At 64.1% G+C, this 24,521-nt stretch carries 22 protein-coding genes and 2 pseudogenes; 9 read left to right on the forward strand and 15 right to left on the reverse strand.

Features of this window, described 5'->3' with window-relative positions; translation table 11 throughout:
• Positions 1-14 precede the first annotated feature (14 nt).
• The 3 genes and pseudogenes from C8J33_RS09805 (at position 15) to C8J33_RS09815 (ending at position 3,848) form a co-directional block, all read left to right on the forward strand.
• Positions 15-818, forward strand: coding sequence for an SDR family oxidoreductase (locus C8J33_RS09805; RefSeq protein WP_132663930.1), 804 nt, complete (start codon positions 15-17; stop codon positions 816-818).
• Positions 819-901: 83 nt separating this feature from the next.
• Positions 902-2,506 carry an LTA synthase family protein gene (locus tag C8J33_RS09810; protein ID WP_132663932.1) on the forward strand — a complete coding sequence of 535 codons (1,605 nt, stop codon included), beginning with the start codon at positions 902-904 and terminating at the stop codon, positions 2,504-2,506.
• Between the two features lie 6 nt (positions 2,507-2,512).
• Positions 2,513-3,848, forward strand: a pseudogene (locus tag C8J33_RS09815) (capsule biosynthesis protein).
• On the opposite strand, the gene C8J33_RS09820 reads toward C8J33_RS09815, so the two are convergent.
• The 6 genes from C8J33_RS09820 to C8J33_RS09845 all read right to left on the reverse strand — a co-directional run bounded on the left by C8J33_RS09820 (position 3,818) and on the right by C8J33_RS09845 (position 10,558).
• Positions 3,818-4,828 (reverse strand): KpsF/GutQ family sugar-phosphate isomerase, encoded by a 1,011-nt coding sequence (locus C8J33_RS09820; RefSeq protein WP_110800164.1) that lies wholly within the window; start codon positions 4,826-4,828, stop codon positions 3,818-3,820. The pseudogene C8J33_RS09815 and the gene C8J33_RS09820 sit on opposite strands and share 31 nt — an antisense overlap.
• Before the next feature lie 135 nt (positions 4,829-4,963).
• A complete protein-coding gene (locus C8J33_RS09825; RefSeq protein ID WP_132663936.1) occupies positions 4,964-5,431 on the reverse strand; it encodes an RrF2 family transcriptional regulator in 468 nt (155 codons plus the stop codon).
• Between the two features lie 160 nt (positions 5,432-5,591).
• On the reverse strand, positions 5,592-5,834 hold the full coding sequence (locus tag C8J33_RS09830; protein ID WP_132663938.1) for a hypothetical protein: 243 nt from the start codon (positions 5,832-5,834) through the stop codon (positions 5,592-5,594).
• 547 nt (positions 5,835-6,381) lie between these two features.
• Positions 6,382-8,916 (reverse strand): protein translocase subunit SecD, encoded by a 2,535-nt coding sequence (gene secD / locus C8J33_RS09835; protein WP_132663940.1) that lies wholly within the window; start codon positions 8,914-8,916, stop codon positions 6,382-6,384.
• An 89-nt stretch (positions 8,917-9,005) separates the two neighbouring features.
• The gene (locus C8J33_RS09840) at positions 9,006-9,491 is read right to left on the reverse strand and encodes a hypothetical protein (protein WP_132663942.1); all 486 of its coding nucleotides are present in this window, start codon (positions 9,489-9,491) and stop codon (positions 9,006-9,008) included.
• A gap of 188 nt (positions 9,492-9,679) precedes the next feature.
• Complete coding sequence (locus C8J33_RS09845) at positions 9,680-10,558, reverse strand: dimethylarginine dimethylaminohydrolase family protein (protein WP_132663944.1); 879 nt, start codon at positions 10,556-10,558, stop codon at positions 9,680-9,682.
• Positions 10,559-11,073: 515 nt separating this feature from the next.
• Here C8J33_RS09845 and C8J33_RS09850 point away from each other — a divergent pair.
• Positions 11,074-11,388, forward strand: coding sequence for a chorismate mutase family protein (locus tag C8J33_RS09850; RefSeq protein WP_132663946.1), 315 nt, complete (start codon positions 11,074-11,076; stop codon positions 11,386-11,388).
• A gap of 33 nt (positions 11,389-11,421) precedes the next feature.
• Here C8J33_RS09850 and C8J33_RS09855 read toward each other — a convergent pair.
• A pseudogene (locus C8J33_RS09855) lies at positions 11,422-12,629 on the reverse strand (pyridoxal phosphate-dependent aminotransferase).
• 107 nt (positions 12,630-12,736) lie between these two features.
• Complete coding sequence (mscL, locus tag C8J33_RS09860) at positions 12,737-13,174, reverse strand: large conductance mechanosensitive channel protein MscL (RefSeq protein ID WP_110732979.1); 438 nt, start codon at positions 13,172-13,174, stop codon at positions 12,737-12,739.
• 213 nt (positions 13,175-13,387) lie between these two features.
• On the opposite strand from mscL, the gene C8J33_RS09865 reads away from it, so the two are divergent.
• Positions 13,388-16,885 (forward strand): PAS domain-containing hybrid sensor histidine kinase/response regulator, encoded by a 3,498-nt coding sequence (locus tag C8J33_RS09865; RefSeq protein WP_132663948.1) that lies wholly within the window; start codon positions 13,388-13,390, stop codon positions 16,883-16,885.
• Between the two features lie 22 nt (positions 16,886-16,907).
• Here C8J33_RS09865 and C8J33_RS09870 read toward each other — a convergent pair whose 3' ends face one another.
• Entirely contained in the window at positions 16,908-17,555 is a 648-nt protein-coding gene (locus tag C8J33_RS09870) for a response regulator transcription factor (RefSeq protein WP_110727072.1), read from the reverse strand.
• A gap of 85 nt (positions 17,556-17,640) precedes the next feature.
• Positions 17,641-18,108, reverse strand: coding sequence for a hypothetical protein (locus C8J33_RS09875; RefSeq protein WP_422037830.1), 468 nt, complete (start codon positions 18,106-18,108; stop codon positions 17,641-17,643).
• Positions 18,109-18,316: 208 nt separating this feature from the next.
• On the opposite strand from C8J33_RS09875, the gene C8J33_RS09880 reads away from it, so the two are divergent.
• Positions 18,317-18,664 carry a DUF952 domain-containing protein gene (locus C8J33_RS09880; RefSeq protein WP_132446133.1) on the forward strand — a complete coding sequence of 116 codons (348 nt, stop codon included), beginning with the start codon at positions 18,317-18,319 and terminating at the stop codon, positions 18,662-18,664.
• Complete coding sequence (locus C8J33_RS09885) at positions 18,661-19,746, forward strand: quinone-dependent dihydroorotate dehydrogenase (protein ID WP_132663950.1); 1,086 nt, start codon at positions 18,661-18,663, stop codon at positions 19,744-19,746. Before C8J33_RS09880 ends, C8J33_RS09885 begins: the two co-directional genes overlap by 4 nt.
• On the opposite strand, the gene C8J33_RS09890 is transcribed toward C8J33_RS09885, so the two are convergent.
• From C8J33_RS09890 to C8J33_RS09900, 3 genes are read right to left on the reverse strand one after another with little or no spacing between them, the layout of a single operon-like run.
• On the reverse strand, positions 19,725-21,095 hold the full coding sequence (locus C8J33_RS09890; RefSeq protein ID WP_132663952.1) for an MATE family efflux transporter: 1,371 nt from the start codon (positions 21,093-21,095) through the stop codon (positions 19,725-19,727). The two genes, C8J33_RS09885 and C8J33_RS09890, sit on opposite strands and share 22 nt — an antisense overlap.
• 43 nt (positions 21,096-21,138) lie before the next feature.
• Positions 21,139-21,645 (reverse strand): CAP domain-containing protein, encoded by a 507-nt coding sequence (locus C8J33_RS09895; RefSeq protein WP_132663954.1) that lies wholly within the window; start codon positions 21,643-21,645, stop codon positions 21,139-21,141.
• 1 nt (position 21,646) lies between these two features.
• Entirely contained in the window at positions 21,647-21,913 is a 267-nt protein-coding gene (locus C8J33_RS09900) for a DUF6460 domain-containing protein (RefSeq protein WP_132663956.1), read from the reverse strand.
• 207 nt (positions 21,914-22,120) lie between these two features.
• Here C8J33_RS09900 and C8J33_RS09905 point away from each other — a divergent pair, with 207 nt between their 5' ends.
• Together C8J33_RS09905 and C8J33_RS09910 are read left to right on the forward strand one after the other, a co-directional pair.
• The gene (locus tag C8J33_RS09905; protein WP_132663958.1) at positions 22,121-23,080 is read left to right on the forward strand and encodes a methyltransferase domain-containing protein; all 960 of its coding nucleotides are present in this window, start codon (positions 22,121-22,123) and stop codon (positions 23,078-23,080) included.
• Positions 23,081-23,279: 199 nt separating this feature from the next.
• Complete coding sequence (locus C8J33_RS09910; protein WP_110800177.1) at positions 23,280-23,912, forward strand: YitT family protein; 633 nt, start codon at positions 23,280-23,282, stop codon at positions 23,910-23,912.
• Between the two features lie 33 nt (positions 23,913-23,945).
• Here C8J33_RS09910 and C8J33_RS09915 read toward each other — a convergent pair whose 3' ends face one another.
• Positions 23,946-24,245, reverse strand: coding sequence for an Rmf/CrpP family protein (locus C8J33_RS09915; protein ID WP_132663960.1), 300 nt, complete (start codon positions 24,243-24,245; stop codon positions 23,946-23,948).
• A gap of 62 nt (positions 24,246-24,307) precedes the next feature.
• Positions 24,308-24,517, reverse strand: coding sequence for a hypothetical protein (locus C8J33_RS09920; protein WP_110800179.1), 210 nt, complete (start codon positions 24,515-24,517; stop codon positions 24,308-24,310).
• Between the last annotated feature and the right edge of the window lie 4 nt (positions 24,518-24,521).

Raw genomic sequence — 24,521 nt, forward strand, 5'->3', positions numbered from 1 at the left:
CCGCTGGGCGTCGCATGACACATGTGGTCATCACCGGTGGATCGAGCGGTATCGGCCTCGCCGTGGCACGGATCTATGTTGGTCGCGGCTATCGCGTTTCTCTCATCGCGCGCGGCACGGCAGCGCTCGAAGCGGCGCAAATCGCACTGCGCGAGGGAAACGAAGGGCGCGTTCACATCGCCGCGGCGGATGTCGCGGATGCGGACGCCGTCGGCGCGGCGATCCGCGCCTGCGAGGCGGAAGCCGGTCCCTGCGACATCCTGATCTGCTCGGCCGGCATTGTGGAGCCATCCCCTTTCGAAGACCAGACGGAAGCCGACTTCGATCGCCAGATCGCCGTCAACCTGTCCGGCTCCGTCCATGCGGTCCGTGCCGTCTATGCGCAGATGTGCGCACGCGGACGGGGGCGTATCATGCTCGTCTCATCCGGCGCGGGGCTGATCGGCATTCCCGGATATGCCGCCTATTGCGCATCGAAATTCGCGCTGCGGGGTTTTGCCGAGGCCTTGCGATCGGAAGCAAAGCCTAGGGGCGTCACGGTCTCCATCTGCTTCCCGCCCGATACCCAAACGCCACAACTGGAGCGAGAACGCGCGGCACGTCCGGCGGAAGCCGAGGTGATCATGGGTCAGGTCAAGCCCTGGAGCGCCGAGCAGGTGGCGACCCACATGGTGCTGGCACTCGATCGCGGGCGCTTCGACATCTATTTCGGGCTGACGCTTCTCGCGCTCGGGAGGCTCGCTCCGCTCGTGCGCCCCCTCATCGACTGGCACTTCGACCGGCAGATTCGCCGCCTACAGAGAGTAACGGAACCGTGACAACGCTTGTCACCCATCGTGATTGCCTCTAGAACTCGGGCGCGACGTGACGGCGCTCACGCCGCGATATTGAAGGGTTTCGTTTGCCGTCGACATCGCTCCAGCTTCACGATCATCCGGTCTCGTTGATCCTCGTCTGCTTCACGCTCTCGTTCCTCGTTGCGTGGTTCACCGACAGGTTCGCTCTGCCCGCGCGCGAGCGTCGCCGCAACATGCCGGCAAACAGGACTGTGTGGCACGGGCTGCGCGACGGCATAGCCCGCATGCCGGTCGTCGCCATCATCTATGCGTTCTTCTTCGCCATCTCCTGGCGCCCGCTGTATGGTGCTGCTGGTTGCATGAGCTTCTTCATCATCTTCACCGCGATCTCGCGCGCCAAGTTCCGGTTCATCCGCGAACCCCTGGTGTTTTCCGACATCGCGCTGGTGGCGGATGTCTTCAAATACAAGTCGATCTTCTATGCGAACTCCCTGAACATCGTCTTTTGGTTCGTCGCTTTCGGCTATGTCTTCGGCGTGTCCGGCCTCTACATGTATTTCGAGCCGAACGTGCTCCCGAACCATGCCGAGCCGTTCTATGTCGTGGTGATGGTCATCGCCGCCGCGCTGCCCTGGATCTCGCTCTTCTGGGGCCCGGTCAACACACCGACGGCGGACCTCGTGCAGCGGCTCGTCGGCAAGCCCGATGCCAAGGTCAGCACCGTCCGTTTCGGCACCTTCTCCTCCGTCGTGTTCCACTTCATCATCTGGCTCGGCGTCCGCCGGGAGAAGATCGTCAACGAGCTATCCGGCGCCTTCTTCGCCGCCGTCAACGACCTCATCGGGCATGATGCGGAGAACAAGGCGCCGCTCGTCGTCGTCTGGCAGTCGGAGTCCTTCCTCGACATGCGCCATTACGGCGTCAACTCCATTCGCCTTCCGACCATCGACCGGTTGCAGAAGCTCTCCACGCAGTGGGGACGCATCGCGACGGTGTTCGAGGGTGGGTATACGCTGCGCACCGAATTTGCCGTTCTGAGCGGGCTGCAGCCCGACGATATTCATGTGGATGCCAGCTACCCCTATCTCCGGGCGCGGCACTACACCGATGTGGTGTGGCCGACCAAGCTCAAGAAGGCGGGCTGGCGGACGCACTTCATCCACCCCTACGACCGCACGTTTTTCCTCCGCCACAAGGCGATGCCGCTGCTCGGCTTCGAGGAGATGACGATGCTGGACGCTTTCGATCACGATCCGGCGCGCGACGGGCCCTATGTCTCCGATACCGCGCTGACGCGCAAGGTGATCGAGGCGGTGGACAAGCAAAAGGACGACAAGGGCAGCTTCATCTTCGTCGCCTCCATGGCCAATCACGGCCCGTGGGAGCCCGGCCGCGTTCCCGGCTATAGCGATCCCGTCAGTATCTATCTGGAGATCCTGCAGCAGTCGGACAGGGCGCTCGGCCAACTGGTCGATCATCTGAACAAGCTCGACCGGCCGGTCTGGCTCGTGTTCTACGGCGACCATGCGCCGCTGCTGAAATCCTTCGCCGACCCCTTCCCGGACCCGCGCACCGATTATTTCATCACGCCGCTGGCGGCGGCCCGCACGCTGCAGCAGGGGCCCGTGTTCCCGCGCAACGAAGAGCCCTGGAACCTGCTGAAGGCCATGCTGAAGCATGCGAACCTTCACAAGGACGAGCTGGACTAGGCGGCGATGACCCTTGGCGGCACGCACGCATCCGGCACGACACAGCGGGTGTTCCTGTTTCTCGAAGGACCGTCGTCGCCGCTCTTCATGAAGATCGCCGACCGGCTGGAAGCTGAGGGGCATGCCTGCCTGCGGGTGAACCTCAATATCGGCGACCGGATCTTCTGGCGCCGGCGCGGAGGATACGCGTTTCGGGGGCGCCCGGAGGCGTGGGCCGGCTGGATTGCCGATTTTCTGACGCGCCACGGCGTGACCGACCTCGTCCTTCTGGGCGAGGAACGCCCCTACCACCGGGTGGCGACGCAGGCTGCGAAGCGGCTCTCGATCGACATCTACGTGATCGAAATGGGGTACCTGCGACCGGACTGGCTGACGCTCGAGCGCGACGGCATGTCGACCAACTCGCACTTTCCGGATGATCCCGACCATATCCTGCGGGCAGCCCGTGACGTGCCCGAACCCGACTGGACGCGCCGCTATACCCAGACGTTTCTGGCGGAAGCCGCCTACGACCTGCTCTACAATCTGCCAAATGCGTTTCTGTGGTTCCTCTACCCGCATTATCGCCGCCACGCGCTCTACCATCCGCTGCTGGAATATGGAGGGTGGATCCTCAGGCTCGTGCAGGAGAAACGGCGCCTACGGGAAGCGCAGGCGACGATCTCGGCTCTCGAAGCGGGACACGGCCCCCTGTTCATCTTTCCCCTGCAACTGCAGACGGATTTCCAGCTTCGGGCGCATTCGCCCTATCACGACCAGCAGCAGGCGATCGACGAGGTCCTGACGTCGTTTTCGCGTTTTGCCGCACCTGACGCACGGCTCTTGGTGAAGATCCATCCGCTCGACAACGGCCTTGTCGACTGGGCCGGGACGATCGCGCGAAAGGCTGCGGCCCTCGGGCTCGGTTCACGCGTCTCGTTTCTCGATGGCGGAGACCTTGCTGTCTTGATCGGCCTCAGCGCCGGCATCGTGACCGTCAACTCCACCGTCGGGCTGCATGCGCTGCAGCAACGCAAGCCGGTGAAGGTACTGGGCGTCGCGATGTTCGACATCGACAGGCTGACGGATCAACAGCCCCTCGACGCCTTCTGGTGCGCGCCGCGTCTGCCGGATGCCGATGTCTGCTCGGCCTTCTTCCGGCTCGTCGCAGCCGCCATCCAGGTTCGGGGAAATTTCTATTCGAAGACCGGGACGGATGCCGGTGCGGAGGCAATCGCTGCCCGTCTTCTCGCGCGCGATGTCAACGAGCCGGATGCCTTCGTCGATCCGCCGCCGCGCAAGCACCCGGTCAAACGACCGCGACCTTAACCGTCACGCGACGCCGGCGCGCAGCAGGTCGTGAATGTGCAGAATGCCGACCGGCGTCTCGGTTTCATCGACCAAGAAAAGCACCGTGACCTTGCTCGACTGCATGACCTGCATGGCAGCGCTTGCCAGCAGCTGCGGCGAGATCACGCGCGGCTTGACCGACATGATCGCCTCGACCGTCTGTTGCAGGAGACCGTCCGACATATGGCGGCGCAAGTCGCCATCGGTGATGACGCCCGCAAGTTTGCCGTCCTTGCCAACGACGCCGACGACGCCGAAGCCCTTGGAGGACATCTCGATCAGCGCCTGCCCCATCTGCGCGCCGAGCGGCAGAAGCGGCATGGCGTCGCTGCGATGTGCGAGTTCGCCGACGAGCAGAAGCTGCGCGCCGAGCTTGCCGCCGGGATGGAAGGTCTTGAAATCCTCGGCCGAGAAGCCGCGACGCTCCAGAAGTGCTATCGCCAGCGCGTCGCCGACGGCCAGTTGCAGAAGCGCCGAGGTGGTTGGCGCCAGTCCGTGCGGGCAGGCTTCATTGACCTTGGGAATGACGATCGGCACGGTGGAATGGCGGGCGAGCAGGCTGTCGCGGTTCGACGTCAGCGAGATCACCGGCACCTTGAAGCGCTGGGCATAGGCCAGCATGTTGCCGAGCTCGACCGTTTCGCCCGACCACGACAGCAGGATGAGCAGATCGTCCGAGGTGATCATGCCGAGATCGCCGTGGCTGGCTTCCGTCGGATGCACGAAATAGGCTGACGTTCCCGTGGATGCCATGGTGGCCGCGATCTTGCGGCCGATATGCCCGCTCTTGCCGACGCCGGAGACGACGACACGGCCGTTGCGATCGGCAATCAGCGTCACGGCATCGGCCAGATTGCGCGCGAAGACCGCATCATTGGCAAAGCTGGTGGCGAGCGCATTGACGCCATCGACCGTGGTGGCAAGCGAGCGTCCGATGGAGTCGAGAATCGCGCTGTCCTCAGTCAGGCTGGCATCGATCGATCTAAGGCTCATTGTATCTCTCCCGGCAATCTCAACGCGGGTTACTCCCTGCGCGGGGAAAGATCAACGCGTAAACCTCAACGTACCAAGTCAGCCACATCGCTGCGTCTCGGTAAAAGCGCCCCTGTGCGGCGCCGTGCAAAAAGCTCAGCTGACGCGCTGGACCACCGTTTCGTCCGGCAGCGCCACGCGGTGCTTTTCGGGGTTGGCGATGAAATCCTCGAGCGTCATCGAATCCAGGATATCGGCCATCGCATCCCGCACGATGGTCATCGAGCGGCGCACTTCGCAGGTTTCGGGGTCGTTGCAATCGTCGCAGACCTCGTAGGCCGTGCGGCTGGCACAGCGGATCGGCGCCAGCGGGCCGTCCAGCGTGCGCACCACCTGCCCGATGCGAATCTGGGCTGCGGGACGCGACAGCGAATAGCCGCCGCCCGGCCCCTTCTTCGACTTCAGGAAGCCGGCATTGCGCAGTTCGAGCAGGATGGCGTCGAGAAACTTCTTGGGAATATTGTTGCGGGTCGCAATTTCGGTGATGAACGCCGTCTCACCCGGATCCAGATGCGCCAGATCAACCAGCGCCTTTAATCCGTACTTACCCTTTTTCGTCAACATTCCGCGTGCTCGTCCTGAGAGGCCTACACCCGACAATTCAGGCGTGCTGCCACGCCACACTATCACGTTTGGCGCATTCCAGACATAGGCAGCTCACCCCGGAGTGAGGTTTTTACCGGGAAAGCAGCAAGAATATGGGTCGGGAGCATGGCAGCCCGTATCAGGCGGCCATTTCCGCCAGTCGGCTGGGCCGTGCACGAGCACCGGCGAGATGGGTGACGACCGCATGGCGGGCAGCGTCTGCGGTGGCGAAGCGCTGCGCGTCGAGTTCCCAGACATGGTACTTCACGGCGACGAACTTCAGCGTGCCGGCATCGGGTACGACCACGCCAACAGCTTCGCCGTTGATCTCAATGACCTGCCGGTTGGCGGTCGCATTCGCGTTGATGGTGTTCTTTTCCATAGTGAACGCTCCTTCCGCGCCAAAGGCGGGAGTGTCTGTCAGTTTCGCAAGTCTTGATGGTTTATGCCGGGGTCACATTCGCGAAAGCGAACACATCCACCGGTCTGCCACTGCTTTACGACACAGGGAACGAGAGCCGCGGAGGGAAGCGGTACGGTCAATGTCGAACATGCACTCTCCCCTGGCTCTACCCGTTCCAAACGGGCCTTCCGGAAACATACCGCCGACCGTGGTCTCTGCGGATGATTTGAAACTAATGCAGTCTATACCGGAAGTCAATTACAAAATCATGTCTGGCGCAATCTCATTCCAAAATAACTCTCAAAGACGCCATTATCGATAGTCTCATTCCATATTCCGCCATTATTCGGAAATCTATGCTGATTCGATCGTGCCTGGAGGAACTTCCGTGGGCACGACGAATCTAGTGTGTTCTTCGCACGAAAAAAGGGCGGCCCGATGGACCGCCCTGTGAAATTTTCATGACGTTTCGTTGTCAGGGCGGACGGCCCGGAGCCGCAGCGATCCCGCTGCGGCTGGAAATGCCTCAACCCTTGACCGGCTCTCCCGGGAGGCCAGCGGCGCGGGCCGTTTCCCGGTCCTTCCACCAGCGGCTGAGGAACAGCAGGATCGGACCGCCGATATAAATCGACGAGGTGGTCGCGACGATGACGCCGAAGATCATCGGCCAGGCGAAGCTCTTCACCGCGTCGCCGCCCCAGATGGCCATGGGGACCAGCGAGAAGGCCGTCGCCATGGAGGTGAAGATACATCGCGCGAGAACCTGGTTGATCGACATGTCGATCAGCTCGGAGAACGGCATCGACTTGTACTTGCGCAGGTTTTCTCGCATGCGGTCGTAGACCACGACCTTGTCGTTGACGGAGTAGCCGATCATCGTCAGCACCGCGGCGATGGCCGTGAGGTTGAAGTCGATCCCCGTCAGCGCGAAGAAGCCGATGGTCTTGGTGATGTCGAGCAGCAGAACCGCAATGGCGCCCACGGCAAAGTGCCATTCGAACCGCCACCAGATGTAGATCAGGATGGCGAGCATGGCGAGCGACACGGCGAGGAAGCCGGAACGTGCAAGCTCCGCACTGATCGTCGGACCCACCACTTCCGTACGCTCGAACGAGGCATCCGGAATCGAGCTCGCGACGGCGCCCTTGATGGCGTTCAGCGCGACCGTCTGTTCCTGCTCGCCGCCCGGCTGACGCTGAACGCGGATGAGAACGGAGGTGCCCTGGCCGAATTCCTGCAGCGCGACTTCGCCAAGGTTCAGGCCTTCGAGGTTTTCGCGCAGCTTGGGCAGGTCGAGCGTCGTCTTCGACGTGGTCTCCACCTGAATACCGCCGACGAAATCGATTCCGTAGTTCAGGCCCGGTGTGAAGAACAGGATGATGGAGCTGATCGACAGGAAGGCCGACGTCGCGATGGCGATGTAGCGGCCGCGCATGAAGGAGAAGTGCGGCAGATGCCGGACCTTGCCGAACAGCCACGGGATGTCGAGCTTCTTCATCTTCCGGCGCACAACCACTTCGCGCATCATCAGGCGGACGACGGTGATGGAGGTGAACATGGAGATGACGATGCCGAGCATCATGGTGACGGCGAAGCCGCGGACCGGGCCGGAGCCGAAGGCAAACAGCAGCACGGTGCCCGCAAGCGTCGTGACGTTACTGTCGATGATGGTGGCATAGGCCTTGTTGAAGCCGACATCGAGCGCCTTCATGGCGCCGGCACCGGCTGCGGTTTCTTCCCGGATACGGGCGTTGATGAGGATGTTGGCGTCGACCGCCATGCCGATGCCGAGGATGATACCGGCGATGCCGGGCAGCGTCAGCGTGGAGCCGAGCATGCCGAGCACGCCGATCGTCAGGATCGTGTGCAGCAGCAGGCCGACATTGGCGATCATGCCCCAGGAGCCGTAGAGCACGAGCATGAGCGTGACGACGAGGATGAAGCCGGCAATGCCGGTGAAGATGCCCATGCGGATGGAGTCGGAGCCGAGGTTCGGGCCGACGGAGCGTTCCTCGATGATGGTCAGCGGCGCCGGCAGAGCGCCCGAGCGCAGGAGTGCGGAGAGAACAGTGGCTTCCTGGGCGGTGAAGTTGCCCGAGATCTGGCCCTGCCCGCCGAGGATCGGCTCGCGGATGACGGGCGCCGTCAGCACCTTGCCGTCGAGCACGATGGCGAAGGGCTTGCCGACATTGTCGCGGGTGATTTCGGCGAACTGGCGTGCGCCCTGTGCGTCGAAGGAGAAGGAGACGATCGGCTCGTTGGTCTGCTGGTTGAAGCCGGCCTTGGCGTCGGCAAGACGCTCGCCGGAAATGGCGACGCGGGTCTCGACGGCATATTTCGCCGGATCGTTGGCGCCGACGAGGATATCGACGCCGCGCGGCGCGACACCGTTCGGATCGACCGTCTGGTCGACCATGTGGAAGCTCATCTGGGCGGTGGAGCCGAGAAGCTGGCGCAGGCGCGTCGGGTCCTGCAGACCCGGCAGCTGGACGAGGATGCGGTCCGAGCCGACGCGCTGGATGAGCGGTTCGGCGACGCCGACCTGGTCGACGCGGCGGCGGATGATCTCGAGGCTCTGATCGACGGCGGCCGTCATGCGCTCGTCGAGGCCGGCCTGGGTCAGGCGCACGGTGATGGCGGCGTCAGTGCTGGTGACGTCGATATCGGAAGACGACGTGCCGAAACCGAGCGGGCTTGCCGGAGCGGCGAGCGCGTTGATCTTCGGAGCCACGCGGCCGCGGGCGTCCACATCGGCGATCGTGACGACGATGGCGTCGCCGGCGATGCGGGCGGAGGAGACGGGCACGCGCTCGGTGCGCAGCACGCCGCGAATGTCATCCAGAAGCGTGTTCAGCCGGGCCTGCCGCAGGCCGGCGGCATCGACTTCGAGCACGAGATGGGAGCCGCCCTTGAGGTCGAGACCGAGGGTAACCGGCTTGACCGGGAGGTAGGCGGCATAACGCTGCTGCGTTTCCACCGAGAGAACGTTGGGAAGCGCCGCGATGATCCCGAAGAGGGTAATCGCGACATAGGCCAGAATGGCCCATTTCGATGTGCGCATGAAGGGTTTCCAATATCGTCCGCCCTGAACCCCTGATGGGTGCGGCGGGTCGTGAAGGCAAAGGGTATGACGCGCAAGGGGCCGGCGCGTCAGCGGCCGAACGACGCCCGAACCGGTGGCGCCCGGGCCTCGGCGGCCCCGGAGACACCGCCGTCAAGACGATGGCTGCGGCCTGAAGCGGCGTTGACGGTGACCGGATGAAGAAGTGTTGGTGCGCGGAAGACCGGCAGGAAGAATGTGCCGGGACCGCCGGGAACGGGCTTTGCGTCCACGCGCTCGGCGGTGAACCGGATGTCTGCCGGCTGGGCCGCCCGCAGAGCCTGACGGGAGAGCGCGGTATCGGCCGCGCGGCCATCCCTGTTCTCACGGTCGGAGACGTCGCCCGGTCGCAAGGATGCGCCGGTTCCCGACGCGACGATCTGGGCAGATGCGACGAGCGGCATCGCGAGCACGGCGGCAAACAGCCAGAACAGCGCCAGAAGCCTGGTCGAGGCTCCCCACACTGCCCGGCGCCATTCCTGGCGGTCCTGCCGCCATGGCTGGCGGCGACTTGTTCTGCCGATCCCGTCGTTCACGGGCCTGTCCTTCCCTGCGGGTCGCGTCCCGGCGCTTGTTCAACGTGGTCGCGTCCCGGCGCTCCGTTGATTTGGTCGCGTTGCGGCGCTCCGTCGATGCGGGCCTTACAACCATTCCCGGCAACCAAAGTCAAATCACGCTCTATCCGTGGACGTGGCCGGAAGGCCAAGGCACGACGTTTGCCGCCTCAGCCGGCACTGCGCAAGAGCGGGCAAACCAGCCCGGTCGGGCCACCTTCGCACGGCACGCAGAGCGCGTCGCCCTCGAAGGTTTGAACCGTACAGCCAGCTGTTTCGAGCGCGGCCTGCGTTTTCGGATAGCCTGACAGCATCACCAGTTCCCCTGGCTTCAGCGCGAGAACCTGGAGACTGACACCGTTGCTGGCATGGAATTCGTCGGCGGGAGCCTCAACGAGGCTGATGCCCCATTCCTGCAGGATCTGGTAGAGCGCAACGGGAAGAAGCGGCGCGAAGACCAATGCCAGATCGCGCCTCAAGGGGCTGACGATCGAAGACAGGTGGAAGCAGGCATCGTCGCCATTCCAGAGCGGCAGGTCGTAGCTGAGGGCATCGACGCCTTGTGCGGAAAGAATCGTCGCGAGCTGGGCTATGCCTTCGTCATTGGTGCGCAATCCCCGGCCGATGAGCAACGTTTCCACATCCAGCCAGACGACATCGCCGCCCTCGACCGTACCAAAGCCGTCGATGCGGCCGAGAATCGGAATGCCTGCCTTCTTGCAGGCGGCTTCGTGCAGCGCGACCTCCTTGCGTCGCTCGATCTTGCCCGGCCGCAGGAGGACCGCACCATGCGGCGTCATCAACAGGGGATCCTGCGTGAACATCGCATCGGCGAGACCATCGCCTCTGTCCTCGATCCAGAGGATCTCGGCACCGGATTGCTCCACAAGGTTTGCAAAGTCGCCATATTGACGGATGGCTTTTTCAGCGTCGAAAGCCGCACCATAATGCCACGTGGCGGCGTCGGCATCGATGAGGCTTTTCGCCGGGCGGCGCATGAGGACGCGCTTGAGGGGGGCCGACATATCCCGAACGCCGAATTCCGCCATGGTCTCTCCTGTCCGGGCACAGCACCCGACAGCGCGGCATGCATCATGCGGCGCATCATAGGCAGGATATGGACGGCAGCAAGGCCGACGAAAAAAGGCCGCAGGACGGGACGATCCTGCGGCTCAAAATCGGGACAGTCTATCAGGCGACACCGCAAGCACGGTGTCGATGGCTGACCATAGCCGACGGCCCTCAGCATCGGCTTAAGCGGTTCGGGACAATTTTACGGATCGTGGTATTTCCGTCCCTTGGTCTTTCGCTTCCAGGCTGCAGCTTCGCTCAAGATTGCGACGATATCTCTTGGCACATGCCGGCGGGCATACGGTATCCAGCATGTCCGCACCCATGCAGATCCCCGATCCGCCCGCCGGCATTCCCCTCCCTCCTTATCATCAACAGCTGGCACGCGTCGTCAGCCACGGGATCATTTTCCCCTTGCCTCGGTTCATGTGTCGGGCGACATGCGTTACGACCGCGCCGGTCGTTTCGGCGGATGGCGAGAAGGATGGTAGCGATGAAGACGGCGGCAGAATGCCAATCGATGGCGGATATCCGGACGGAGATCGATCGGCTCGACGAGACCCTCATGCAGCTTCTGGCAGAACGCTGGAGCTATATCGGCAGGGCGGGCGAGATCAAGACGAAGGCCGGCCTTCCCGCCGACATTCCAAGCCGCGTCGATGAAGTCCGCGCCAATGTCCGCCGCCATGCCGCCGATCTCGGCCTCGATCCTGCATTCTACGATGCGATCTGGATGCAGCTGATCCGCCACAGCATCGTGCGGGAAGAAGAAATTCTCGCGCCGCAGGGCCCCCATTCAGGGGCCTGACACAACCTCGAGCCCCTTCGGTGCATTCCGGGATCAGAGCGCGGCGATATAGCTCGCGAGCCTGTCGGCTGCGGTGCGGATGTGCAGCGGATCGCGCAGGAAGCAGGCGCGCATGAAGCCCGCCCCGCCTGCACCGAACGCCGTGCCGGGTGCGAGGCCAACCAACGTCCGATCGACGATATCGAGCGCTGCCGCGCGCACGTCGGTGATGCCGTCGATCTTCAGGAAGGCATAGATGGCGCCATCCGGGCGCAGCGTTTCCACGCGGTTCGTCGCAATCAACGCATCGCAGAGGATATCCCGCGACATCGTCGCCTTGACGACGTTCTGGCGGGCGAATTCGTCGCCGTGATCGAGCGCCGCGCAGGCGCCGGCCTGGATGAAAGGTGCAACGCCGGAGGTGGAATACTGGATGAGGTTCTCGAGTGCCTGTCCGATCTCTGCCGGAGCGATGATCCACCCTGCCCGCCAGCCGGTCATCGACCAGTTCTTGGAAAACGAGTTGACGAAAATGATCCGATCCCCGTCGTCCATCACGTCGAGGAAGGACGGCGCGCGGGCATGGCGTAGAAGTAGAGCGCGTAGATTTCGTCGGCGATGATCCACAGCCCATGGCGGCGGGCGAGATCCAGAAGGGCGACGAGATCGGACTGCGTTGCCGTCCAGCCGGTCGGGTTCGACGGCGTGTTGACGAAGATCGCTTTGGTGCGTGGCGTGATCGCCGCCTCGATACGACCGAGATCCAGCTGCCACTTGCCATCCGTGAACGACAGGGGCACGCCGATGGCGCGGGCGCCGGAGAGTTCGGCGGAGGCCGCGAAATTCGGCCAGGCCGGCGTAAGGTAAAGAAGCTCGTCGCCCGGAGAAGCCACGGCCTCGACCGAGAGCTTGATCGACTGCATGCCGGAGCCGGTGACGAAGACATTGTCCATGCCGAGCGTCTTGTTGAAGTGCCGGTCGTAGTAGCGGACGATCGCCTGACGCAGCTCGGGGATGCCGCGCTGCCAGGTATAAAAGGTCTCGCCCGCCGTCAGGGATGCCCGTGCCGCCTGCGAGATGAAGTCCGGCGTTGGCAGATCGCCCTCGCCCACCCAGAGCGGAATGAGCCCTTCGCGACCGCGCGCATAGTTCACGACCTCGACGATGCCGCTCTGCGGTGCGGCGAGCGCCCGGGCGCTGAGGCCGGGTGCGGCGGCGGTTGAACCGCGGGAAGACTGGGGAAGCGACGAGAATGACGACATGGCTGGCTGCGGTCCGGTTGACGACGACCCGGACGTCCTAGACCCTTTCGACCGGACGATCACGCGATAATCGCTGGCCGTCCGATCGATTTTCGTGATGGATCGGCTTAAACGCGCGGTGCGCGCAGCAGGTCGCGGATTTCGGTCAGCAGCTGGACGTCTGCCGGCGGCGGAGCCTGCTCTTCCTTGCCCTCGCGCTTGTCGCGCTCGACGGAGGCGCGCAGCTTGTTCACACCCTTGATCATCATGAAGATGATCCAGGCGAGGATGAGGAAGTTGATGAAGACGGTGATGAAATTGCCGTAGGCAAAGATGGCGCCCTGCTCGCGCGCCTGCGCCAGCGTCGTCGCCGTCACATTGCCGCTGAGGACGAGGAAGTAGTTGGAGAAATCGAAGCCGCCGCCCGTCAGCGCGCCGACGACCGGCATGACGAGGTCGTTGACGACGCTGTCGACGATCTTGCTGAAGGCCGCGCCGATGATGACACCGACGGCCAGATCCATCACGTTGCCGCGGGCGATAAATTGCTTGAACTCGTTCAACATCCCAACTCTCCTTTGACGTGCACCGGACGCTCCGGACCCCGATACACAACCTATCGCCCTCTTCGCGAAAGAAAAGCCGTAACCGCACGCTTTCGTGATCCCTGCTTTCCGATCCAAGCCGGGCTTCGACTTAAGACGAAAGCCAAGGCAATTCTCTTGGGCGTGCCTTTGGCCTATGCTCGACACGAGGGACGCAAGCAGAGGGAGGGACCCATGCTATCCGGCACGGTCGTCTTCGCGGCCGCATTCACCTATCTGCTGCTTCTTTTTGCCGTTGCCACCTATGGCGACCGCAAGGCGGCGTCCAGTGGTCTTGCCGCCCGTGGCCGGCCCCTCGTCTATGCCTTCAGCCTGGCGATCTACTGCACCAGCTGGACCTATTTCGGCGGCATCGGCCTTGCGGCAGAGCGGGGGCTGGAATTCACCGGCATCTATATCGGCCCGATCCTCATGTTTACCGTAGGCCTGCCGATCATCCGCCGCATCACCACGCTGGCCAAATCGCAGAAGCTGACATCGGTCGCCGATTTCATGGCGGCGCGCTACGGCAAGAACCCCACGGTCGCCGGCATCGTCGCGCTGATTTCGCTGGTCGGCGCCATTCCCTATATCGCCTTGCAGCTGAAGGCCGTATCGAGCTCCATGGCCGTGCTGGTCGACACGCGGCCCTACGGGCTCGACAGCGGAACGGCGTTCATCGATCTGCCGCTGCTCGTCACGCTGTTTCTCGCCTGCTTTGCCATCGTCTTCGGCACCCGCCATACGGATGCGACGGAGCATCAGGACGGGCTGATCCTCGCCATCGCCATGGAATCCGTCGTCAAGCTCGTGGCGCTGGTCACCGTCGGGCTCTACGTCGTCTTCTTCCTGTTCGATGGCCCGGCCGACATGCTGGCCCGCGCCCGGGAAAACAGCGCCGTCATGGAGGCCCTGACCTACAGCACGCCGATGGCGCGGTGGATCGTGCTCACCCTCCTCTCGGCCATCGCCATCATCATGCTGCCGCGGCAGTTCCATGTGACGGTGGTGGAGAACCGGACGCCGGGCGAGCTGCGGATGGCGGGCATCCTGTTTCCGCTCTATCTCGTTGGCATCAATCTCTTCGTGCTGCCGGTTGCCATCGCGGGCATGCTGACGTTCCAGGGGAACGGCGTTGCCGACCTTTACCTCCTGACGCTGCCGCTGTCGCACGATCTGCCGGTTCTCACGCTCGTCGCCTTCATCGGCGGTTTTTCGGCGGCGACCGCCATGGTCATCGTCGCCTCCGTCGCCCTGTCGATCATGCTGTCGAACGACATCGTCATGCCGATCTTCCTGCGGCGAAACCTGACCGGGCGTGGGCGCTCCAAGGATGTCGGCGCCACGCTGCTCAACGTTCGCCGGACGGCGATCTTCGCCGTGCTGCTGCTCGGCTACGGCTATTATCGCGCGGCCGACATGAGCGCCGGTCTCGCCTCGCTCGGCCTTTTGTCCTTCGCCGCCATCGCCCAGATGGCGCCGGCCATGTTCGGCGGGCTCGTCTGGCGGCAGGCGAATGCGCGCGGCGCCATTGCCGGCATGACCATCGGTTTCTTCGTCTGGGCCTACCTGCTCTTCCTGCCGAGCCTTGGCGGTCCCGACAATTCGCAGGTCGCAGCGACCATTCTCGGCTTCCTGTTTCCCTTTGCCGAGATGTTCACCGCGCAGACCGCCGATCCGCTGGTCAACGCCACGGCGCTCAGCCTGCTCTTCAACACGACCGCCTATGTGCTCTTCTCGCTGTCGCGGTCGCCGAAGCCGCTGGAGCGGCTGCAAGCGGGGTTCTTCATCCACCGGGCGTCGCGCACGGAACGCGCCTTTCGCGGTCGCAAGACCAAGATCACCGTGCTCGACCTGAAAAGCACCATCGCGCGCTATCTCGGCGAGGAGCGCATGCAGCGGTCGTTCGAGACCTATGCGAAGAAGAGCGGGCGGCGGCTCGAAGACGGGCAGCCGGCCGATATGGCGCTCATCCATTTCTCCGAGCAGATCCTCGGCAGCGCCATCGGCTCATCCTCGGCCCGCCTCGTGCTGTCGCTCGTCCTGCAACGGCTGGACGATACCTCGCCGGACACCGCTATTCTGCTCGATCAGGCGAGCGAAGCGCTGCAATACAATCAGGATATGCTGCAGACAGCGCTCTCGCAGATGGATCAGGGCATCGCCGTCTTCGACAGCTCCAACCACCTGATCATCTGGAACCGCCGGTTCCGGCAACTGCTCGATCTGCCGGAGGCTTCGGGCCAGGTGGGCTTTCCGCTGTCGGAGATTGTCGCGATCCTGACGCAGCGGGGAGACCGGGTGCGCGATGGCGAACCGGCCTTGCTGACGAGCTTTCTGGTCCTCGACAAGCCGTTTCAACTGGTCCTTTCGGGCGGCGAGCGGATCATCGAGGTGCGCAGCAATGCAATGCCGGACAAGGGGCTGGTGACCACCTATACCGACATCACCCAGCGGGTCGCGGCCGACATGGCGCTGCTGCAGGCCAACGAAACGCTGGAAGCGCGCGTCGCCGAGCGCACGGCAGAGCTGACGCGGGTGAACCGCGAGGTGGCGGAAGCGCGCGCGGCGGCCGAAGAGGCCAACAACGGCAAGACGCGCTTCTTTGCCGCGGCAGGCCACGACATCCTGCAGCCGCTGAACGCCGCGCGGCTCTATTCCTCCTCACTGGTCGAGCGGCTGGGCGCCTCCGAAAACCGCCTTCTCGTCCAGAACATCGACTCGTCCCTGGAGTCCGTCGAGGCTATCCTCGGTGCCGTGCTCGATATTTCCCGGCTCGACACGGGCGCGATGAAGGCGCGACTGCAGACCGTGCCGCTCGATGATTTCCTCCGGCGGATCGAGACGGATTTTGCGCCCGTGGCCAAGGCGAAGGGACTGACGCTCACCGTCATGCCGACTTCGCTCAGCGTTCGCACCGACCCGAACCTCCTGCGCCGGCTGGTGCAGAACCTAGTGTCGAACGCCGTGAAATACACGCCGAGCGGTCGCGTGCTTGTGGGGGTGCGGCGCCGCGGTGCGGAGGCGGTCATTGAGGTCATCGATTCCGGCATCGGCATTCCCGCCTCGAAATTCCGCACGGTGTTCAAGGAGTTCGCGCGACTGGAGGAAGGCGCGCGGACGGCCTCCGGCCTTGGACTGGGCCTGTCGATCGTGGACCGCATCTCGCGCGTCCTGCATCACGGCGTCGATCTGCAGTCGGTCCCCGGCAAGGGCACGCGGTTCCGGGTAACGCTGCCGATCGAGGCGGGCGCGGTGCGGCCAGTGGGGGCCGTTGCGGATATCGCGGCCTCCGGTCCTGCCGCGCCGATGAACGGGCTGGCCGTGCTCTGCATCGACAATGAGCCACGGATCCTCGAAGGCATGCGCAGCCTTCTGGAAAACTGGGGATGCCGTGTAATGACCGCAGCTTCGGCAGATGCGTGGCTGTCGGGCGATATCGGCGACATGCCGGATACGATCATCGCCGACTACCATCTCGATCACGCGACGGGGATCGACGCCATCCGCGACATCCGGGCTGCCTGCGGTCACAAGGTGCCGGCGCTCCTGATCACGGCGGACAGGTCGGTGGAGGTGCGCGCTGCGGCCGAGCGAGACGGGATCGCGCTGCAGAACAAGCCGGTGCGGCCCGCCGCGCTACGGGCCTGGCTGACGCGCTCGGCAGCGATGCCGAAGGCGGCGGCCGAATGATCCCGCCGCGACGGCGTAGTGACTACGCCGCGACGGCAGTGACCTTGCCGAGCTGGATGACGGCCTGCGTGCGGCTATCGACGTTGAGCTTCAGGAGAATGGCCGAGACATGCGCCTTGATGGTCGCCTCGGACACGCTGAGCTCATAGGCGATCTGTTTGTTGAGCAGCCCTTCCGCCAGCATGGCCAGCACACGGGACTGCTGCGGTGTCAGCGTGTTCAGCCGCTGGATCAGGTCGGCCACATCGGGCTCGTGGCTCATGCCGCGCCGGAAACCGTCCGGCGTGTAGAGATTGCCGGCGATCACCGTATCGATCGCGCCGCGGATATCCTCGATACCCGCCGATTTCGACAGAAAGCCGCAAGCGCCGAGATCGATCGCGCGGGTGATGGTGGCGGGCTCGTCATGGGCGGAGACGATGAGGATCGGCAGCGAAGGAAATTCCGTGCGCAGCACCATCAGGCCTGAAAAGCCGCTGACGCCGGGCATGGTCAGATCGAGCATCAGGAGATCGGCATCCGGGTGGCGCGCGGCCGCCTCGCGCACGGCGCCGAAATCGCCAGCCTCGACGATATCGGGCGCACCCGGCATGGCGGCAAGCGCCTGGCGCATCGCCCCTCGAAAGAGCGGGTGGTCGTCTGCAACGATGATGGTCATTCCCATTGCCATGATGCTCCCTCCTCGAGCGACCGGCCGTCAGGTCCTCCAACCCGTCAGCCGGCTTCATGTCCTATCGTTCCGGAGATCGTCCGGATCACGTCTTGCGGAGATCGCCCTCGGGCTCGGTCGCCGGCGGGGTTTTCTCCTCCCCCTGCCACTCGCGCCCGAAGTCTCTGGCGATCCCCATGAAGCTGCGCATCATTCTATCCATAATGCCCATGGTCTGGTCAATCTCTTCCTGCGTCGGCAGTCGCGGGGAGAAGCCGGCTGGCGCGTCTGTCACGGCTTTTTCCAGCGTTTCCACGCGCTTTTCGAGAAGATCGAGTTCCAGGTCATAGGCCGTCCGCTCATCGGCGGCCATGCGGCAGACGAGATCGCCGTCCTTTTCCTGGCAGAGCGTGACCTCGCCCGTTTGCGTGTCCAGGCGGGCGATGCCGGTGTCGGTCTTCTGCATGCTGTAGCGGCCGGGCGCCGGCTCCTGCGCAAGGGCCGGTGCGATGCCCGCCAGCATCGCGAGGACGGCAAGGGACAAGCTCTGCGGTGGAAGGCGACGGTTCAGCATGGCGGCAAATCTCCCTTGAGCCGTTGTTGGTCGAGCGCATCTGTGACACGCATGTTACACGAGTGGTGGACTTTTACGGCGCTTTGCGGCAAGTCCACGGCATCAGGGCCTGTCCGTTCTGTCCGGACCGGCACCGTCGATCCAGCGTTGCGGACCATCGAGCCGCCCTGCGCCATGGCCCGAACCAGAGAGACGAGGAGCGAGCACCATGTCCGGCATCATCTACAAAATCGTGCCATCGTCCCTGTGGCGAAACGCGCAGGCAGCCGGAACGTTCGAGGGCGCGCCGGTCGATCTCGCCGATGGCTTCATTCATTTCTCCACGGCCGAACAGGTACAGGAAACCGCGCGGCGGCACTTTGCCGGGCAGGACGATCTGCTGCTGGTCGGCATCGACGGCGAGGCACTGGGCGAGGCACTCGTCTATGAGACATCCCGAGGCGGAGCGCTGTTTCCCCATCTCTACGGCCCGCTTCCTCTGACGGCCGTGATCTCCGAGCAGCCCTTGCCGCTGTCGTCGGATGGCACCCACGTTTTTCCGGAGTTTCGCGCATGAGGCTCAATCTGGAAGCGCTGGCGCGACGCGCGCTGTTTCTCGCCGATCCGGAGACGGCCCATGGGCTCTCCATCAAGGCCCTGCGGTCCGGCCTAGTGCCGTCTCATGCGGCTCCGGCCGATCCGCGGCTGCGCCAGTCGGTGGCCGGCATCAGTTTTCCCAACCCGGTCGGCATGGCTGCCGGCTACGACAAGAATGCCGAAGTGCCGGAAGCGCTGCTGCGCCTCGGCTTCGGCTTCACGGAAATCGGCACCGTGACGCCGCGCCCGCAGGCAGGCAACGACCGGCCGCGCATCTTCCGGCTGGTTCGCGACGAGGCCGTCATCAACCGGCTGGGCTTCAACAATGAGGGCCATGCCGCAGCGCTGGAGCGCCTGAAGGCTTGCCGGGCCGATCCGCTGATCGGCGTCAATATCGGTGCCAACAAGGACAGCACCGATCGGGTGAACGACTATGTGCTCGGCATTCGCTGCTTTGCGCCCGTTGCCCGCTACTTCACCGCCAACATCTCCTCTCCCAACACGCCCGGCCTGCGCGACCTGCAGGCACGCGGAAGCCTGTCGGCGCTGCTGACCGCCGTGCTGGAGGCGCGGGATATCGAGGTGCGCAAGCTGAAACGCAAGTTGCCGGTGTTCCTGAAGATCGCGCCGGATCTCAGCGACGAGGGCATGGACGATATCGCCGCGGAAGCGCTCGCCCATCCGCTCGACGGGTTGATCGTCTCCAACACGACGCTCTCGCGCGCCGGACTGAGCGAGGGGCCCCAAGCGGCGGAGGCCGGCGGCCTCTCCGGCAAGCCGCTCTTCGATCCCTCGACCGTCGTGCTCGCGAAAATGCGCCAGCGCGTCGGGCCCAACCTGCCGATCATCGGCGTCGGCGGCATCCATTCTTCCGAGACGGCGGCGGAGAAGATCCGGGCCGGGGCCGATCTGGTCCAGCTTTATTCCGGTATGATCTACGAAGGCCCAGCGCTTCCCGGCCGGATCGTTCGCGGCCTGTCGCGCATCTGCGACCGCGAGGGCCTGGCCTCGATCCGCGACATCCGGGATTCGCGAACCGACTACTGGGCCGCGAAGGTCTGAGCCGACCGCCGGGGCACGCGCGACAGAAGCAGCAAGCCCCGGCAGAGCAGGAACAGGTTCAGCGCCGCCCAGAGGCCGTGATTGCCGAAAACCGGCACGAGGGCGCAGAGCGCCGCAATATAGATCGCGAACGCCGCCAGCATCATGTTTCTCATATCACGCGACCAGGTCGCGCCGATGAAGACGCCGTCCATGAGGAAGGCAAGCGCACCCGTCATCGCGGTCAGCGCCGCCCAGGGCGTGTAGTCGTAAGCGATCGCGCGGACATCCGGAGCCGTGGTCAGAAGATCGACGAGGTCGTTTCCGAACAGGAAGAAGCCGAGCGTGGTCAGCGCGGCGAGCCCAAAGCACCAGAGGGCCGTCATCTTCAGCGCGCGCTCGAAGGCCGGGCGGTATCCTGCACCAATGGCGCGGCCGATCAGCTGCTCGGCAGCATTGGCAAGGCCGTCGAGGTAATAGCCGGCCACAAGGAAGATCGTCATCAGCACGGCATTGGCCGCGAGCGTGACGGGGCCGAAAGCCGTGCCGACCCGCGTCATCACCAGAAAGACCGCGAGGAGCACGAAGGACCGGATCATGATGTCGCGGTTGAGCGCGAAGAGGCGCGTCAGACCGGCGCGCTCGGCGATCCCCCGCCATGTTGGCCGTGCCGTGGGGTCGAAGCGGGAGACGACGAGCGCGAATCCGACAAGGGCACCCACCACCTCGCCGGTCAGCGTGGCGATGGCGACGCCGGCCACGCCCCAGCCAATATAGAGCCCGAGCGTGATCGACAGGACGATATTGACGCCGTTGATCAGCGTCTGCAGCAGGAGGCCGAGCGTCGCCTGGCCCCGACCGAGCACGTAGCCAAGGATGGCGTAGTTGGCGAGGGACGCGGGCGCGGCGAGGATGCGCCAGAGGAAATAGGTGCGCGTGACCTCGGCCACGGCATCGCCGGGATCGAGCAGCTTCAGCCCCGCCCAGAGGAGCAGCGGCGACACGGCAATGGTCGCGACGCCGGCCGTCAGCGCGATGATCATCGAGCGCCAAAACACCGTCTGCTCCTCGCGCCGGTCACCGCGGCCATAGGCCTGCGCCACGAGCCCGGTCGTTGCCGAGCGGAGAAAATTGAACGTCACGAAGATGAGGTCGAAGACCACGGCCCCGACGGCAAGGCCTGCGAGCAGCGTGGCGTCGCCAAGCCGCCCGACCACCGCGGTATCGACAAGGCCGAGAAGCGGCGTCGTGAGGAAGCCGAGCGTCATGGGGACGGCGATGGACAGAATAAGCCGGTTGGTGACGTGGAAGGCACCTGCCCCTTGCCGGTCGAGGCCGCTTACGTCATGATCGATGCTGCCTGCCTGCATGTGTTCGTCTCCCGACGTCATGCAGTGGCGTTTCCCAAGGCCCTCAGGTGCCGGAGGAGAGCACCATCGCCCAATAGGGCCGGTTGCCGGAGGCGGGGTTGCGCATGACGGCAACGCCCAGACCTGAATAGCCGGGTCCGAGCATGTTTTCGAGATGTTTCGGCGAGTTCAGCCAGGCAAGATAGGCCTTTTGCGCATCGGCCTGACCGACCGCGATGTTCTCGGCCGCCGGGAGGGCCACCGACTGGCTTTTCATACGACCGCCGAAGCTGTCCGTAATGCCGATCAGATGCGCCATCTTGCCCGCCTTCGCCATACGGCCGGCCTGGGAAAGGGCGGCGCTCGCAGCGGCTGGATCGCGCGACAGGGGGCTCAGGCCACGCTCTTTGCGCAGACCGTTGATCAGGCCGAGCGTCGCCTCAGTCTGGTCGCTCCCGTCTCCGGGCGGTGCCAGCACCGACGTCGTACTACAGCCGGCAAGACCGGCCAGCGTGAGGATGGCCGCCGTCTTCAGGAGCGTGCGACGGTTCTGCGCGGAGGAAACGGGCATGTTATCGGCGGAAACTCAGGAGCCTGAGGACGATGAAGATCGGAACGACAACAGCGGCGCCGATCAGAAGGTACTCACCGACATCGCCGAGCGCATCGAAACCGGTGTACCAGAGCTCGACGAAGAAATCGCGGATGCTGCGGAAGATGCCATAGGGCGTCCAGCCGAAAACGGTCATGAGGAAGCCGACGATCAGCGACAGGACCAGAAGCTTTACGATCACCCGGCCGGGCGTATCGCCAAGAAACCTGTTCACACCATCCGCCATGTCTATCCGTCTCCCTGGGCTGTCTCACGCGTATCTGCGCCGGGCTCGAACGTCCCTGCCCAGCATGTAGCGGTCACGGCCTTCTGTCGCAAGGATTGTGGGCGGAATCGCGGCGCATCCGAGCAACCCTGCGAATTCCCTTTTCACGCATCCAGCGACCGCCTATGTCATCGTTCGCCATCCGGCATCCGGCGCAGGAGCTCCGTCATGAACCCGCATCAACTGTCCTCCGGCGACCTCATCGCCGACCGGCGCGCCGAATATGCCCAGATGCTGGCGGCGAGCGGCGATCATGCGGAAGCGGCGGACCTGATGCGGCAGGCGCTGGAGTTGGTGCCCGATTGGGCGGCCGGCTGGTTTCGCCTTGCCGACCACGAGGAGAAGGCCGGAGAACGCGAAGCGGCCGTTGCGTCGCTTGCCCGCGTGCTCGATCTCAATCCCGAGGACATTTTCGGCGCGCGCCTGAAGCGCGCCGTTCTCGGTGCCGGTGAGGTGCCCGGACAGGCGCCCAGCGCCTATGTCGCGCGACTGTTCGACGACTATGCGGACCGGTTCGATGCGGCTCTGGTGGAGCGATTGGCATATACGGTGCCCGGACGGCTGGCGGGGATGGTGGAGCGCTTTACGGGCGGCGCGACACTTGAGCACGCCATCGACCTCGGCTGCGGCACAGGCCTCTTCGGCGCGGAAATCCGGCATCGGGTGGGCACGCTGGAGGGCTATGATCTCTCGTCCAACATGCTGGCGAAAGCGGCCGAGAAGCATCTTTACGATCACCTCGGGGAAGCCGATCTTTCCAAGGCGCTTGTCGCCTCCGGTCTGATCGCTCCGGATCGCCCCGAATATCGCGCAGATCTTGCGGCAGCGGCCGACGTCCTGATGTATCTCGGTGATCTCGTGGCGGTCTTTGCCATCGTCCCGCATCTGTTGCAGGCGAAAGGGCTTTTTGCCTTCTCCGTCGAGGATGCGGAGGACCGCGCGGGGAACAGCTCCGCCGAGGGTTTCGTTCTGCGCCCGTCGCTGCGCTACGCTCATACGGAGACCTATGTCCGCAGTCTCTGCGAAACGGCCGGGCTTGAGGTGCTTGAGGTGACGCGTGCGACCATTCGCAAAGATGGCGCGCATGACGTCGCCGGCATTCTGTTTCTTTCGCGCAAGAGCCTCTAAACGACGCTTTATTGCGAAGATGAAATAGGTCAGCATTCCTTACGTATTTGTCTTGCAAAGCACCTGGAAACGCCGATGATATCGGTGTTTCCAGGGCATGCGGCCGCGTGCGCTGACGTCTTGAACAACCGCATCTTCTGACCCTCTCGGGCACCACGCCCGTCGATACCGACCTCAACGCTTTTTCGGAGCGAATGCCATGTCCCTGATTTCGGCCCTCGGCTTCTGGAACACCAATGCGGCGCGCCATACGCCGATCGAGGATGTGCAGGGTGTCTTCACCGGCAGTGTCGTCTCGGCGCTCGGGCTGTATATTCTGGCCAGTGCAGGGCTTCTCACGGGCAGCACTGCAGGCGTCGCCTTCCTCTTGCATTATGCCTTGGACGTGAACTTCGGCCTTGCCTTCTTCCTGCTCAACCTGCCGTTCTTCTATCTCTCGCTCAAGCAGCTGGGATGGGCCTTTACCATCAAGACCTTTATCGCCATCGGCCTGACATCCGTCATCGCCGACATGCAGTCGCGCTTCTTTGTGATTTCGAGCATCCATCCAGCCTGGGCGGCCCTTCTCGGCGGCCTGCTGCTCGGCTATGGCCTGCTGGCGCTCTATCGCCACCGCGCCAGCCTTGGTGGCGTCGGCATTCTCGGGATCTATCTGCAAGAGCGTTTCGGCATCCGCGCCGGTCTCGTGCAGCTTGCCATCGATCTCTGCGTGCTCACCGCGGCCTTCTTCGTCACCCTTCCCTCGGTCGTCTTCTACTCCGTTCTTGGTGCCGTCGCGCTCAATCTCTTCGTGACGATCAACCACCGGTCCGATCGCTACATCGCCCTCTAGGTCAGGCGACACAGAACCGGCATCCCGCGAGCGTCACTTCATCGTGTTGAAGCCTTCGATCCAGGCCTCGCGCTTTGCGCGGCTCGACGCTGCATAAGGGCAGGACCGGAGCGCCATGCCTTCGAAGGCGGCATTCCGTCCCTCGCATCGCAGCCGCGCCGCCTCTTCCGGCGTCAGCGCCGGCTCGGCTTCGCCAAGGTCGTCGGACGACGGCGGCGTCTCCCGTTTCAACCTCGCTTCGATGCTGCGCAACGTGGCAAGGACCGGTGCTGTCGCATCGATGGTCCGTGCGGTGGTGTTCTCTCCTCTTTGTCCCGGCACGATGAAGGTCATTTGCGGTCTCCTACTCCTGTTGATCCTCTTCTATCATCGAAATATGAAATACATTTTTCGCTTCATGGGCCCGGCCGGACGCCTGTCTGGGGTGCCGCCTCGTCCATTGCCTTGCGGACAGTCTCGTGGATGTCGTGATCCTTGTCATCCTCATGGTGCGCCGAATTGCCACCGTCCTTGCGTTCCAGCTCGCGGTCGATCGTTGCGCGGTCGCCTTCGGCAGGTTCCTGAAGGATCTTGTTGTCGGTCGGTACCGTGTCTTTCTCGCCCATGATG

The organism is Rhizobium sp. PP-CC-3G-465 (genome assembly GCF_004343445.1).
GTDB lineage: Bacteria > Pseudomonadota > Alphaproteobacteria > Rhizobiales > Rhizobiaceae > Ferranicluibacter > Ferranicluibacter rubi.